Annotated in this window: 11 protein-coding genes and 1 pseudogene; 9 read left to right on the top strand and 3 right to left on the bottom strand. The window is 68.4% G+C overall.

The genetic code is table 11. From position 1 onward, the window contains the following. The 3 genes from mmsA to iolD form a co-directional block, all read left to right on the top strand. A partial coding sequence (gene mmsA, locus D8Y23_RS14605) for a CoA-acylating methylmalonate-semialdehyde dehydrogenase (protein ID WP_128218820.1) occupies positions 1–986 on the top strand: 986 nt, incomplete at its 5' end. Further along, positions 986–1,873 (top strand): 5-deoxy-glucuronate isomerase, encoded by an 888-nt coding sequence (gene iolB, locus D8Y23_RS14610; protein WP_128218821.1) that lies wholly within the window; start codon positions 986–988, stop codon positions 1,871–1,873. The genes mmsA and iolB, both read left to right, overlap by 1 nt. Next, positions 1,870–3,798 (top strand): 3D-(3,5/4)-trihydroxycyclohexane-1,2-dione acylhydrolase (decyclizing), encoded by a 1,929-nt coding sequence (gene iolD / locus D8Y23_RS14615; RefSeq protein WP_240663916.1) that lies wholly within the window; start codon positions 1,870–1,872, stop codon positions 3,796–3,798. The genes iolB and iolD overlap by 4 nt, the downstream gene beginning before the upstream one ends. Before the next feature lie 52 nt (positions 3,799–3,850). Here the strand turns inward: iolD and D8Y23_RS14620 are convergent, their stop codons facing one another. The 3 genes from D8Y23_RS14620 to D8Y23_RS14630 are packed head-to-tail and all read right to left on the bottom strand — an operon-like array spanning position 3,851 to position 7,483. Further along, the gene (locus D8Y23_RS14620) at positions 3,851–5,659 is read right to left on the bottom strand and encodes a glycoside hydrolase family 2 protein (protein ID WP_128218822.1); all 1,809 of its coding nucleotides are present in this window, start codon (positions 5,657–5,659) and stop codon (positions 3,851–3,853) included. Between the two features lie 46 nt (positions 5,660–5,705). Next, positions 5,706–6,710: a LacI family DNA-binding transcriptional regulator gene (locus D8Y23_RS14625; protein ID WP_128218823.1), complete on the bottom strand. Its 1,005-nt coding sequence runs from the start codon at positions 6,708–6,710 to the stop codon at positions 5,706–5,708. Beyond that, a complete protein-coding gene (locus D8Y23_RS14630; protein ID WP_128218824.1) occupies positions 6,707–7,483 on the bottom strand; it encodes a GntR family transcriptional regulator in 777 nt (258 codons plus the stop codon). Before D8Y23_RS14630 ends, D8Y23_RS14625 begins: the two co-directional genes overlap by 4 nt. Before the next feature lie 164 nt (positions 7,484–7,647). Between D8Y23_RS14630 and D8Y23_RS14635 the strand changes: the two genes are divergently transcribed. From D8Y23_RS14635 to D8Y23_RS14660, 6 genes and pseudogenes are all read left to right on the top strand, one after another. Beyond that, on the top strand, positions 7,648–8,994 hold the full coding sequence (locus D8Y23_RS14635; protein WP_128218825.1) for an ABC transporter substrate-binding protein: 1,347 nt from the start codon (positions 7,648–7,650) through the stop codon (positions 8,992–8,994). Further along, positions 8,991–9,929 carry a carbohydrate ABC transporter permease gene (locus tag D8Y23_RS14640; RefSeq protein WP_205797256.1) on the top strand — a complete coding sequence of 313 codons (939 nt, stop codon included), beginning with the start codon at positions 8,991–8,993 and terminating at the stop codon, positions 9,927–9,929. The genes D8Y23_RS14635 and D8Y23_RS14640 overlap by 4 nt, the downstream gene beginning before the upstream one ends. Before the next feature lies 1 nt (position 9,930). Beyond that, on the top strand, positions 9,931–10,824 hold the full coding sequence (locus D8Y23_RS14645) for a carbohydrate ABC transporter permease (RefSeq protein WP_128218826.1): 894 nt from the start codon (positions 9,931–9,933) through the stop codon (positions 10,822–10,824). 5 nt (positions 10,825–10,829) lie between these two features. After that, the gene (locus D8Y23_RS14650) at positions 10,830–11,993 is read left to right on the top strand and encodes a Gfo/Idh/MocA family protein (protein ID WP_240663917.1); all 1,164 of its coding nucleotides are present in this window, start codon (positions 10,830–10,832) and stop codon (positions 11,991–11,993) included. Further along, positions 11,990–12,823, top strand: coding sequence for a ThuA domain-containing protein (locus D8Y23_RS14655; protein ID WP_128218828.1), 834 nt, complete (start codon positions 11,990–11,992; stop codon positions 12,821–12,823). Before D8Y23_RS14650 ends, D8Y23_RS14655 begins: the two co-directional genes overlap by 4 nt. Further along, a pseudogene (locus tag D8Y23_RS14660) lies at positions 12,820–13,362 on the top strand (alpha-mannosidase); the annotation flags it as partial. The gene D8Y23_RS14655 and the pseudogene D8Y23_RS14660, both read left to right, overlap by 4 nt.

The raw sequence follows: 13,362 nt of genomic DNA on the forward strand, positions 1-13,362 counted from the left end.
ACACCGTCGTGCTGAAGCCGAGCGAGAAGGATCCGTCGGCGGCGGTGTGGCTGGGCGAGCTGTTGAAGGAAGCGGGGCTCCCGGACGGTGTCTTCACCGTGCTGCAGGGCGACAAGGTCGCGGTCGACGGTCTCCTCGAGCACCCGGACGTGCGGGCCATCTCGTTCGTCGGATCCACGCCCATCGCGCGATACATCTACGAGACGGCCGCCCGCAACGGCAAGCGCGTCCAGGCCCTCGGCGGGGCCAAGAATCACATGCTGGTCCTACCCGACGCCGACCTGAACCTGGTCGCCGACTCAGCGGTCAACGCCGGGTTCGGCTCAGCGGGCGAGCGCTGTATGGCGATCTCGGTCGTCGTCGCCGTCGAGCCCGTCGCCGATGACCTCGTCGCCAAGGTGCGCGAGCGGATCACGGGTCTGCGCGTCGGCGACGGTCGACGATCGTGCGACATGGGGCCGCTCGTGACCCGTCAGCACCGCGACACGGTCGCCTCGTACATCGACATCGCGATCGCCGACGGTGCCGACGTCGTCGTCGATGGGCGTGGCGTCGAGATCGACGGAGATCCGAACGGCTTCTGGCTCGGCCCGACGCTCATCGACCGGGTCTCGACGTCGTCGCGCGTCTACACCGAGGAGATCTTCGGCCCGGTGCTCGCCGTCGTGCGCGTCTCGACGTACGAGGAGGGCGTCGCACTGATCAACTCGGGCGCATTCGGCAACGGCACCGCGATCTTCACCAACGACGGCGGAGCAGCACGTCGATTCCAGCGCGAGGTCGAGGTCGGCATGATCGGCATCAACGTTCCCATCCCCGTGCCGGTAGCCACGTTCTCGTTCGGCGGTTGGCGGCAGTCGCTCTTCGGGGACGCCAAGGCGCACGGCAGCGAAGGCGTGAAGTTCTACACCCAGCAGAAGGCTGTCACCGCGCGGTGGCTCGACCCCTCGCACGGCGGTGTCGACCTCGGGTTCCCCCAGAATTGATGTCGACGAACGGGTGGTTGTTCCCTCGCGGCTCCCTCGCCGAGGGACCGTGGGAGAGCGTCGTCGGGGTGGGTCTGCCCGGGTGGCAGCACACGGGGCTCCGCATCGCCGACCTCGACGGTGACCTGACCCTGCCGCCGGCTTCGCTCGAGCGCATGATCGTCCCTCTGGCGGGATCCTTCACCGTCTCGGCATCCGATGATCGGTGGGACCTCCCCGGCCGTCGATCGGTGTTCGATGGGCCGACCGACGTCCTCTATCTGGCGGCGATGACCGGGTTCCGCATCGAAGGAAGCGGCCGCGTCGCCGTTGCCGAGGCGCCGACGAACGTCAGGCTGCCGTCGACGCTGCTGAGTCGCGACGACGTGCCGGTGGAGATTCGTGGCGCGGGGCGGTCGACCCGCCAGGTGCACAACTTCGGCGTTCCGGGCGCGCTCGCCGCGTCGAAGCTGATCGTGTGCGAGGTGATCACCCCCGCGGAGAACTGGTCGTCGTACCCCGCGCACAAGCACGACCGTGCCGGCGCGAACGAGAGCGAGCTGGAAGAGATCTACTACTTCGAGGCGGCGGTCGCGAGGGGTGTCGACGCGCCCGCCGACGCGCGGCCGTTCGGAATGTTCACCACCTACGCCTCCGACGAGCGCGCGATCGACACGGCGGCCCGGGTGGGCACCGGCGACGTCGCCCTCGTGCCATACGGCTTCCACGGCCCCGCGGTCGCCGCCCCCGGGTACGACCTCTACTACCTCAATGTGATGGCCGGTCCCGCGGACGAGCGGGCGTGGCGGATCACGGACGATCCGGCCCAGGGGTGGATCCGGCAGCACTGGAACGACCAGCAGCCAGACCCGCGGCTGCCCTACCTGTCGAAGGAGATCGGAAGATGACGCGACCGAACGACCCCGAGGCCGGCGTGTCGACGCGCCGGATGACCGTCGCCCAGGCGCTCATGATGTTCCTTGCGAACCAGTGGACGGTGGACGGCGACGTCCGTGAGCGAACGATCGCCGGGACATTCGGCATCTTCGGTCACGGCAACGTCGCCGGTGTCGGTCAGGCACTGCTGCAGTTGCACACCGAGCAGCCGGGCCTCATGCCCTATCACCAGGCCCGCAACGAGCAGGCGATGGTGCATCAGGCCGTCGGCTACGCCCGAATGCGTCGCCGACGCGCGACGTTCGCGGCCACCGCCTCCGTCGGCCCGGGTGCGGCCAACATGCTGACGGGTGCGGCGATGGCGACGGCGAATAGGCTGCCCGTGCTGCTGCTGCCGTCGGACACGTTCGCGACGCGCGTCGCCGACCCGGTCCTGCAGCAGCTGGAGCACCCCCACGACCCTGGGATGCAAGTGACGGATGCCTTCCGCCCGGTGTCGCGCTTCTTCGATCGCGTCCAGCGTCCGGAGCAGCTGTTCTCGATCGCCCTCGCGGCGATGCGGGTCCTCACGGATCCCGCCGAGACCGGGGCCGTGACGATCGCGCTGCCCGAGGACGTGCAAGCGGAGGCTCTCGATGTGCCGGTCGAGTTCTTGCAGCCCCGCGAGTGGCACGTGCGCCGGCCGGTTCCCGAGCCGGGCGAACTCGCGCGTGCCCTCGAGGTCATCCGGGCCGCGGAGAGGCCGTTCATCGTCGCCGGAGGCGGGGTGCTCTACTCGGGCGCGGAGGACGCCCTCCGCTCCGTCGTCCAGGCCACTGGCATCCCGGTCGGAGCGACGCAGGCAGGCGTCGGCAGCCTTCCCTGGGATCACGCGCAGTACGCCGGTGCGGTCGGCGCCACCGGGACCACCGCGGCGAACGCGCTCGCCGCGGAGGCCGACGTGGTCATCGGTATCGGCACGCGCTACAGCGACTTCACCACCGCCAGCCGCAGTGCCTTCCAGCGGGCCGGCGTGCGGTTCGTCAATATGAACGTCGCGTCCTTCGACGCGTACAAGCACGGCTCTCAGCTCCCGGTCGTCTCCGACGCCCGGCGCGGGATCGAGGCTCTCGAGGCCGGTCTGACAGGATGGCACGTCACGGCCGACTACGCGCGGCGCATCGCCGTGGAGAAGAGCGAGTGGGATGCCGTCGTCGATCGCGCACTCGCTCCCACCGGGGGCGAACTGCTGGGCCAGCCGGAGATCATCGGCGCCGTTCACTCCGTGAGCGACCCCACGGACGTCCTCGTTCAGGCGGCGGGGTCGCTGCCGGGCGACCTCCACAAGCTGTGGCGGGTGCGAGACCCGCTGGGATACCACGTCGAATACGCTTTCTCCACGATGGGATACGAGATCGCCGGTGGTCTCGGCGTGCGTCGCGCCGATCCCGACCGGGATGTGCTCGTGCTGGTGGGAGACGGGTCGTATCTCATGCTTCACACCGAGCTCGTGACGGCGGTCGCGGAGGGGCTGAAGATCATCGTCGTGTTGATTCAGAACCACGGGTACGCGTCTATCGGACATCTGTCGGAAACGGTGGGGTCGGAGCGATTCGGGACGAAGTACCGAGCCCAGGATCCGGAGACGCTCGACTTCGTCGACGAGCGGTTCGTGCCGGTCGACCTCGCCGCGAACGCGCGCTCCTATGGGGTCGATGTCATCGAGGTGCATCCGGGGCCGGACGCGGTGCGCGACCTGCGCGCCGCCGTGCGTCGTGCGAAGCAGTCCGTCACGACGACCCTGATCCACGTCGATGCCGACCCGCTGCGGTACGGTCCGGACGGTGGGGGCTGGTGGGACGTCCCCGTGGCCGCTGCTTCCACACTCACCAGCACCCGCGAGGCGCGCGCAGACTACGAACGCCTGCGGACCGCTCAGCGGCCGCTCCTCGGCTGAAACCGAACGGGCGGTGACCCCGAGGGTCACCGCCCGCTTCCCGCGGTCCCTGTCAGGGCTTCGAACGCGACTCGCCCGTGACGATCGATCGGATCACGTCGATGGGGAGCTTGGGGACGCGGTTCTCGTCGGCCAGCCCGTTGGCCTCCTGGAGGGTGTCGGTGATCTGGGTGTAGCAGAAGCCGGAGAGCACCGTGCTCTCGAGGAGCGCCCCGAACAGGCCCCGCACATGCTCCTCGAGGTCGTCGACGGTCTCACTCGTGGAGTAGCCCCAGGCCGGCGCGGACGGTGCCGTTTCGAACTTGATGCCACCGAACTCGCTCACCATCACGGGGAGGTTGTCGACGTCGGCGTCCCCTTCGGCCATCATCATCCGGTGCGAGGGGCCATAGCCGGCGAAGAGGCTCCGCAACGCGTCGCGGTCGGCGTAGCGCCGCGCGAAGGTCTCGGGGTCGCCGTCGTAGTCGTGGACCGTGAGGATGTCGGAGTGGGTGTGCTCCCACCCGTCGTTCGAGACGACCGGGCGTGTGGGGTCGAGGGCTCGGGTGAGGTCGGCGAGTCCGCGCGAGAACGCCCGCTGCGGCTCGTCCGTGAGGATGTCGCGCACGCCCCAGCTCTCGTTCATCGGCACCCACGTGACGATCGAGGGATGCGAGCGGTCTCGCCGAACGAGCTCGATCCATTCGCGCGTGAGGTCGGAGACGGCGCTCGTCGTGAACTCGTAGGCCGCCGGCGCCTCCCCCCACAGCATCAGACCGAGGCGGTCGGCCCAGTACAGGAAGCGCGGATCCTCGGCCTTCTGGTGGATGCGGGCCGTGTTGAATCCCATGTCCAGGATGAGCTGAACTTCGGCGCGCAGTGCCTCCACGTCAGGTGCTGCGAGGTGCGACGTGGGCCAGAAGCCCTGCTCGAGAACAGCACGGACGAAGTAGGGCCTGTCGTTCAGCAGAAAGCGCCCAGCCGCGATGCCCACGGTGCGAAGCCCCAGGTACGACTCCGCGGAGTCCACCGATTCCCCATCGGTCACCGTGACGGTCGCGTCGATCAGGCGCGGGTTCTCCGGGGACCAGGTCAGCTTCTCGTAGTGCTGGCCGTTGCGCTGATCGCGGAGGGGGATGTCGATGATCGGCGCGCCCGAGCTGCGCACCTCGACGGACGTCCGCGCGAGGGGTGCGCCCTCGTACCGCAACTCGACGTCGACAACCGCCCCCGGCGCGAGCGGCCGATTGGTGAGCACCTCGAGCTCCACGCTGTCGGTTCCGCGCGTGGGGCGCCAGGTGAGCTCGAGGATGTGCGTCGGAGCAACCTGCTCGAGCCATACCGGCTGCCAGATTCCGGTCGTTCGGCGATACCAGATCTCGTGCGGCTCCGGCAGCCACTCTTGCTTGCCCCGCGGCTGGCCCACGTCGAGGGGGCGATCGACGGCGCGAACGACCAGGAGGTCGCCGCCGTCGCCGCGGAGATAGTCGGTGATGTCGGCGGAGAAGGGAGAGTGGCCGCCCGCGTGCGTGACGACCTGGCTCCCGTTCACCCAAACCGTCGCGGCGTAATCCACAGCCCCGAAGTGCAGAAGAGATCTCGCCTCCGCATCAGTGCGCGCGGTCTCGTCCGGCGACAACACGCGGGAGTACCAGACGACGGGATGGTATGAGGGGTCGGCGATGCCCGAGGCCTGCGACTCCGGCGGGAAGGGGACGACGATCGTCCGGTCGAATTCGCCGCTGCGGAACCACCCTTCGGTGGAGCCGACCTCGGAGTCGTCGTACGCGAAGCGCCACTCTCCGTCGAGGCTGTGCCACGTCGGCCGGCGCAACTGGGGACGGGGGTGCGAACCAGCCTCGTCGGATACGGATGACGTCATTGGGTCCATGCGGACACTGTGGCCTACTTTTTCCAGCGCTGCAAATCTAGGTCGCCGTACTGCCGCGCACGACGAGGTCGAATCCGACGAGGGCGTGGCGGCCGTCACCGCCCTCTCCGCCGATCCGATCGCGAAGGAACGAGAACGCGGTCTGGACGAGAGTGGCCTTGTGCGGCCGGATCGTGGTGAGGGCGGGAGCGGTGAACTGCGTCATCAGGATGTCGTCCCACCCGACGACGGCGACATCGTCGGGGACGAGGCATCCGGCGCGGCTCAGTGCCTTCATCGCCCCGATCGCGGACAGGTCGTCGAAGCAGACGAGGCCGTCGAAGCGAACGCCGGACTTCAGCGCGTCCCCGATGGCGGCCTCGGCGGCGAAGGCTCCGAACTGCGTCATCGGGATGAGCAGATCGTCGCCGCGGACGGCGTCGATCTCCTCGAGCGCCGCGCGGTAGCCCTCTAGCCGCAACGTGGCGGTGGTGTGACCCGAATTCTGGTTGCGGCCGAGGAACGCGACGCGCGTGCGCCCGGAACGGAGCAGATGGAAGGTCGCTGTGCGAGCGGCGGCGACGTTGTCGACCATCACGTGATCGACCGTCGACGGCGGGGGCATCTCACCGAGCAGCACGAGCGGCGTCGTGCCCCGGAACTCTTCGATGGCCTCAGCGGACAGGAATGTCGGCTGAAAGACGAGACCGTCGATGAGTCCTTGTTCGCGGCCGCGCAGGACCGCCCGTTCCTCATCCAGTCCGCCTACCGTCTGCTCGATCAGCAGACGGTAGTCGAAGCCGTCCACCTCCGTGGACATCAGCGCCGCCAGCTCGGCGAAATACGGTGCTTCGATCGCCGGGAGGGCGAATGCGACCATTCCCGTTCGGCCGGTAGCCAGGCGCCGCGCGGTGCTGTGCGGCACGTAACCGAGCTGATCGATCGCCTCCTGCACCCTCGCGCGAGTAGAGGGACGGACATGCGGATAATCGCGGACGACGTTCGACACGGTCTTGATGGACACGCGGGCGACGGCAGCGACGTCCTGCAGCGTCACCGTCATGGCAGGGGGCCGCGATCCACGAGTGTCATCTCGAAGCCGTAGAGGTCGGGACGATAACAGTGATGCCCGTACTCGACGGCGGCCCCGTCGGCGTCGTAAGCGGTGCGGTCCATCGTCAGGACGGGGGCTCCGCGGCCGATGTCCAGAAGTTGCCCCTCGTCGACGGTCGCGCGTCGCGCGCCGATGCGTTGCCGCGCGACGCGCAAGGTCACTCCGCGGGCGCGAAGCTGGTGGTACAGGCCGTTGTCTCTCAGCGTCTCCGCGGTGATGTCGGCGAACGTCTCGGGGAGATAGTTCTCCAGTACCGCGATCGGCGCCGCGTTGGCGAAGCGCACGCGCCGGATCTTCACGACCCTCGCCTCGGAGTGCAGGCCGAGTTGGGCGGCGATCTCCGGCGCCGCGTGGGCGAGCGTCACATCGAGCACCCGTGTGGACGGGACTCGACCCGAGCGTTCCAGGTCGTCGTGAAGGCTGGTCAGATCGATCTGCCGGGCGACCGAACCGTGAACGACCTGCGTGCCGACCCCTCGTCGGCGAACCAGCAGGCCTTTGTCGACGAGTTCCTGGATGGCCCGGCGGACGGTGGGGCGGGACAGTGACAGGCGCTCGCTCATCGACACCTCGTTCTCGAGGCGCGCGCCGGGAGGGAGCGCGCCGGAGGCGATCGCCGCCTCGAGACCGGTCGACAAGCGGATCCAGAGCGGCGACGACCGCGTCGTAGGCTGGAGCAGTTGCTCGACCGGAAGCACAACGGTCTCTCCGCCGTCGGTCATGATCTCCACCCTCCTGCGGACTGACATGCGTGTTGCTATGTCATGTTAGTACAAATGTGGTCGAAATCGTTGACGACATTTTGCAAATGTCCTAACATGACTGCGGGGATCAGCTGACGGATCGGCAAAGCAGCCGACGGGGTGAACCCAGGAGAGGCATCGCAATGAAGCGCACATATGTTGCCGCTGCGTTCACGGCCACCGTGGTCGCCGCGGCGGGGCTGACCGGTTGCTCCTCGGGGGGCGGCAACGCGAGCGACGGTCCCGTGACGATCACGATCATGGAGACCAAGCAGACCAACATCGATGCGATCGGCAAGGAGATCCCCGGCTTCGAGGCCGAGATGGCCGCGCAGGGCAAGGACATCACGGTCGAGCTCATCGCCGACAAGCTCACCGACGAGCAGTTCATGACCAAGATGACCCAGCAGCTGACCGCGGGCCAGGCCCCGGACATCCTGGACATCGGCGAGAGCATGGCCATCTCCTGGTCCTCCGCCGGCTATCTTGCGCCGCTCGACGGTTACCTCGAGGCGTGGGACGGCTGGAGCCACTACTACCCGGCGGTCAAAGAGGCGATGATCCGCCAGGACGGCCAGATCTACAGCATCCCCTCGGGCGCCGGAGTGCTGAACCTGTTTTACCGGGCGGACATCCTGACCGAGTTGGGCGTGGACACGTCGCAGCCCGAGACCTGGGACGACCTCATCGAGCGCCTCGTCGCGGTCAAGGAGAAGACGGGCGGCACGCCCATCGTCATCCCCGCCGGTACCGCCTGGGGCGGGGGCACGTGGGGTGAGGGCTTCCAGCCCCTTCTGGGTGGAACCGATCGGGACTACTACGACGCCGAGACCGATACGTGGGATCTCGAGAGCCCCGGCTGGCTCGCCGTCTTCAACCTCTACGCGGAGCTCGCCGACAAGGGACTCCTGCCCGTTCAGGACCTGCAGAACCCCAATCCCTGGGAGCCCACGAAGTACACCAAGTTCCCGGAGGGCGAGATCCAGGTCGCGGCGCAGGGCACCTGGGGCTGGAAGTTCGACTGGGGCCCCGACGGGGCGGCTCCGATCGACGGGCTGACCGACAAGGTGTCCACGTGGCAGTTCCCCGGCCTCCGCGCGGGCGACCAGCCCTACGGGTGGAGCAGCACCGGCGGCGGCTACGCCATCTCCGCGGATTCCGAGAACAAGGATGCCGCGTGGGAGTTCATCAAGTACCTCTCCACGGGGAAGCCGCTCGCCGAGCAGCTCGTCGCCTCCGGCGCGGCATCCGCTCGTGACGACCTGGACGACGTCGCGCCCTACTCCCAGGAGCCGCAGCTCCTGCAGGCGGGCGAGGACCTCTCCGAGAGCGTCTTCGTCGTCACCGGCGACGGTGCGGCCCAGATCGGCCAGGCCGTGGCGACGGCCACGGAGATGATCCTCAGCGGGCAGGCGAACGGTCAGCAGGCGTACGAGGCGTTCGTCGCCGACGCGACGGACCTGCTCGGCCCGAGTCTGGTGAAGCAGTGACGGCGACGCTCACCGCGTCCGTGTCGGCGGCGGCCCCCGGGCCGTCGCCGACACGGCGTCGCCGCGCGCGCAACTGGCCCCTGATCCTTCTGCTGCTCGGGCCCTCGTTCTTTCTGATCGCCGTCTTCATCCTGCTGCCGGCGGTCTACAGCATCTATCTGGCCTTCACGAACACGCAGCTCACGGGCTTCGCCGCGCGCAATCCGCAGTTCGTCGGAATCGACAACTTCGTCTACCTGCTGACGAACGCGGACTTCCTCAGCTCGCTCGGGCAGACGGCGAACTTCACGCTGTGGAGCGCGATCATCGGACAGACGGTCCTCGGGATGATCGCCGCCATCCTGCTCAGCCGACCCTGGCTGCGGGGGAAGGGCTTCTTCGGCGCCGCCGTGCTGATGCCGATGGTCGTGCCGGAGGTGGTCGCATCCCTGGCCTGGGCGAGCGTCCTGTCCAACAGCGCCGAAGGAACCTTGAACCGTCTGACCGGCCTGTTCGGAGCGGAGCCCACCTCGTGGCTGCAGGTGGTACCTCTGACCTCGATCATCATCGTCAACATCTGGCGCGGTGTGGCCTTTGCCATGATCATGTTTCAGGCGGCCCTCGAGGACGTTCCAGCCGAACTCATCGAGGCGGCGCGGATCGACGGCGCGAGTGCCGTTCAGGTGTTCCGGCACGTCACTCTTCCCCTCATCCGCGGTCCCGTGTTCCTGTACCTGCTGCTGACGACCATCAGCACGATCGGTGTCTTCGGCCTGGTGTACTTCCTCACGCAGGGCGGACCGGGCGGGCAGACACGCCTCGCCGCCATCTATATCTACGAGCGCGCCCTGCAGTTCTCGCAGATCGGCATCGGCAGTGCCGCGTCCATCATCCTGCTGGTCATCGTGCTCGTCCTCGGTGTCGTGTACGTCCGCCTGGCGAAAGTGGAGGTCTGACATGACATCCGTGGTCTCCCGTCCGCCCCGGACCGCTCCCGCGACCCCGCTGCCGAAGATGCGCCGCCGGCCCCTGTCGCCGATCGCGACCGTTCAACGGACCCTCGGATACATCCTCATCTCCCTCATGGCGCTGTTCTGCCTCGTACCGTTCGCGTGGGTGGTCCTGAGCGCCGTCGATGCCGAGGCCGGACCGACCGTCCAGTTGCCCGCCTTCACGTTCGACAACTTCATCGCGTTCTTCACCGACGCCGGCACGCCGCTGCTGCTCATGAACAGCCTCATCATCGGCGTCAGCGCGACGGTGCTGAACCTCGCGCTCGGCCTCGCGGGCGGATACGCCCTCGCGCGCTACCGTTTCCGGGGCCGCCGGATCTTCATGTTCGGCATCCTCTTGATCCGCGTGATCCCGGCGCCGGCGACGATCGTGGCGCTGTACCTGATCATGGTGAAGGTGCAGCTGTCGAACACCCTGTTCGGTCTGATCATCGTCGAGGCGGCGTTCCAGCTCCCGGTCACCCTCTGGCTGCTCGCGGGCACCATCTCCGCGGTGCCCATCGAACTCGAAGAAGCCGCGTGGATCGACGGGAACTCGCGTCTCCAGGCCATCTGGCGTGTCGTGCTGCCGTTGGTCGGCCCGGGTCTGGGTGCGGCGGCGATGCTCAGCTTCATGAACGTGTGGGGCGACTTCCTGACGCCCCTCGTGCTGCTGCAGAGTTCGGAACTGTATCCGCTCTCGATCGGCCTGTTCCGCGCCTTCAGCGAGTACAACCAGGTCGACTGGGGCCTACTGGCGGCCAGTGCCATCGTGTACCTGGTGCCGCCCGCGATCCTGTACATCTTCGTCCGCAAGCACCTGCTGAAGACGAGCCTGGGCGGTGCCGTCAAAGGATGAGTCTCATGATGGAGAACAGTTCCACCCCGCCGAGCGAGAGGCTGCCGGTCGTCGTCGTGGGGGCCGGCGCGATGGGCGGCGACTGGCTGCGGATGCTCAGCGGATCGGCGTTCGCCGAACCTGTGGGCGTCGTCGACTTGAACGTCGAACTCGCGTCCCGCACCACCGCCGAGATCGGGCTGCACGACGCGACGGTCGGAGCCTCTCTCACCGACGTCGTGGGGCGCTCGGGTGCCCGCGCGGTGATCAACGTCACCGTGCCCCAGGCGCACGGGGTGGTCAACGAAGAGGCGATGCGCGCGGGTCTGCCCGTGCTGTGCGAGAAGCCGCTGGCGCCGACCGTGGCCGAGGCGCTGCGTCAGGTCGCGCTGGCCGACCTCACCGGTGAGCTCCTCATGGCGAGCCAGTCGCGTCGGTACTTCACCCACCTCTCGGCCTTCCGCGACGCCACCGCGCAGCTCGGCGCTCTCGGCGCGGTGCACGCGGAGTTCTTCCATGCCGACCACGAGCCCGGTTTCCGCGAGCAGATGGCGCACCCGCTCCTGGTGGACATGTCGGTGCACCACTTCGACATGCTCCGTTACCTGACCGCCGACGAGCCGGTGGCGGTGCGCTGCGTGTCGTGGAACCCCGCCTGGAGCTGGTTCGCGGGCGACGCCGCCGCGACGGCGACCTTCGACCTGGCATCCGGGGCCCGGTTCGTGTATTCCGGCAGCCGGTGCACTCCCGGCCTGCAGACCTCGTGGAACGCCGATTGGCACATCTACGGCGAGCATGGCGCGGCGAGCTGGGACGGCGACCACCTCGTCCGGGTGGATGCCGGGGATGCCGACGTCGAGACCTCCGAGCGGAGCGAGGGGATTCAAGGGGCGCTGGAGGAGTTCGTGAGCTCGCTCGCCTCCGGCCTCACTCCGCAGAACGAGGTGCGGACGAACGTCCTGACCCTCGCGATGGTGGAGGGGGCGATCCGCAGCAGCGAGCGCGGGGGCGACCGTGTCGTCCTGGAAGAGCTGCTGGAGGACTCCCTCGCCCAGGCCATCGCCGACGAACAGCGCGACGACGTCGCGGACCTGCTGCGCTCGTGGCCGAGTGCAGCGGAAGCAATCGCCACACCGGCCTGGGGGAGTTCCCCGCAGGCCGTCTTCCCCGCGTCAGGAGGCGCCCGATGACATCTACCCCCACCCGTTCCGAGACCGTCCGCGTCGTCGTCTGGGGTGAGAACCGTCATGAACAGGTGAACCCCGTCGTCCGGGAGATCTACCCCGACGGGATGCACTCGACCATCGCCGAGGGCATCTCACGCCTCCTCGGCGACGAAGTGACGGTGTCGACCCGCGTCCTCGACGACCCGGAGCACGGCATGACCGAGGAGACCCTCGCCGAGACGGACGTGCTGCTGTGGTGGGGGCACACTGCGCACGAGGAGGTGTCCGACGAGGTGGTGGAGCGCATCCAGCGCCACGTCCTGGAAGGCATGGGGATCATCGTCCTGCACTCCGGGCACCACTCCAAGATCTTCCGCCGACTCATGGGCACGACCTGCAGCCTCCGCTGGCGCAACGACAACGACCGCGAGCTGGTCTGGACGGTGGACCCGCGGCATCCGATCGCCGAGGGCGTGCCGCAGCCGCTGATCATCCCGGGTCAGGAGATGTACGGCGAGTTCTTCGACATCCCCGAGCCGGACGAGCTGGTGTTCATCAGCAGCTTCTCGGGTGGCGAGGTGTTCCGCAGCGGGATCACGTACCGACGCGGACACGGGCGGGTGTTCTATTTCAGCCCGGGTGACGAGATCTACCCGGTGTACCACCACCCCGACGTGCAGCGCGTCATCGCCAACGGCGTGCGCTGGGCGCGGCCGCGGCACGCGCGCGAGTCCTACCTCGTGACGCCGATGTACCTCACGGGCGACTTCGACCGCCCCGTGCTGACCTCGCCCGACGGCCTGATCGACTACTACACCCGCGAGCTCATCGCGCCGCGCGAGTCCGGAGCATGACCGACGAGTCGAACCCGAACGGGCGCGCCCGCCTGGATGCCGAGACCCTGGCGCTGCAACGCGTCCGGCGTTTCACGCGGTTCCGCATCCAGCCGGCGCTCTACAGCGACCGTCGCCCGGTCGAGATCTCGGCGTGGCGCGTGGGTGGGGAGCCCGTGTCGTTCGCGGAGGCGATGACGCACGAGTACGAACCCTTCGACCTCGGTTCCGCGTGGGGCCGCGCGTGGGACACGGTCTGGTTCGACGTGGGCGGGGAGGTGCCCTCCGACTGGATGCCGGAGGAGGCCGAGCTCGTCGTCGACCTCGGCTTCTCGGGCGAACAGCCGGGCTTCCAGGCGGAGGCCACGGCGTACCGCCCCGACGGCACGATCGTGAAGGCCATCGAACCGTTCAACGCGTGGGTGCCGCTGCCCGCGCCGGGACCTTTCCGGCTCTTTCTGGAGGCCGCGGCGAATCCCATGATCCAGGTGCCGTACGAGTACGAGCCCACCGCGCTCGGCGACCGGGCGACCGCCGGTGACGAGCCGCTCTACCGGCTC

The sequence above is a fragment of the Microbacterium enclense genome, from assembly GCF_004022425.1.
Taxonomy (GTDB): Bacteria; Actinomycetota; Actinomycetes; order Actinomycetales; family Microbacteriaceae; genus Microbacterium; species Microbacterium enclense_A.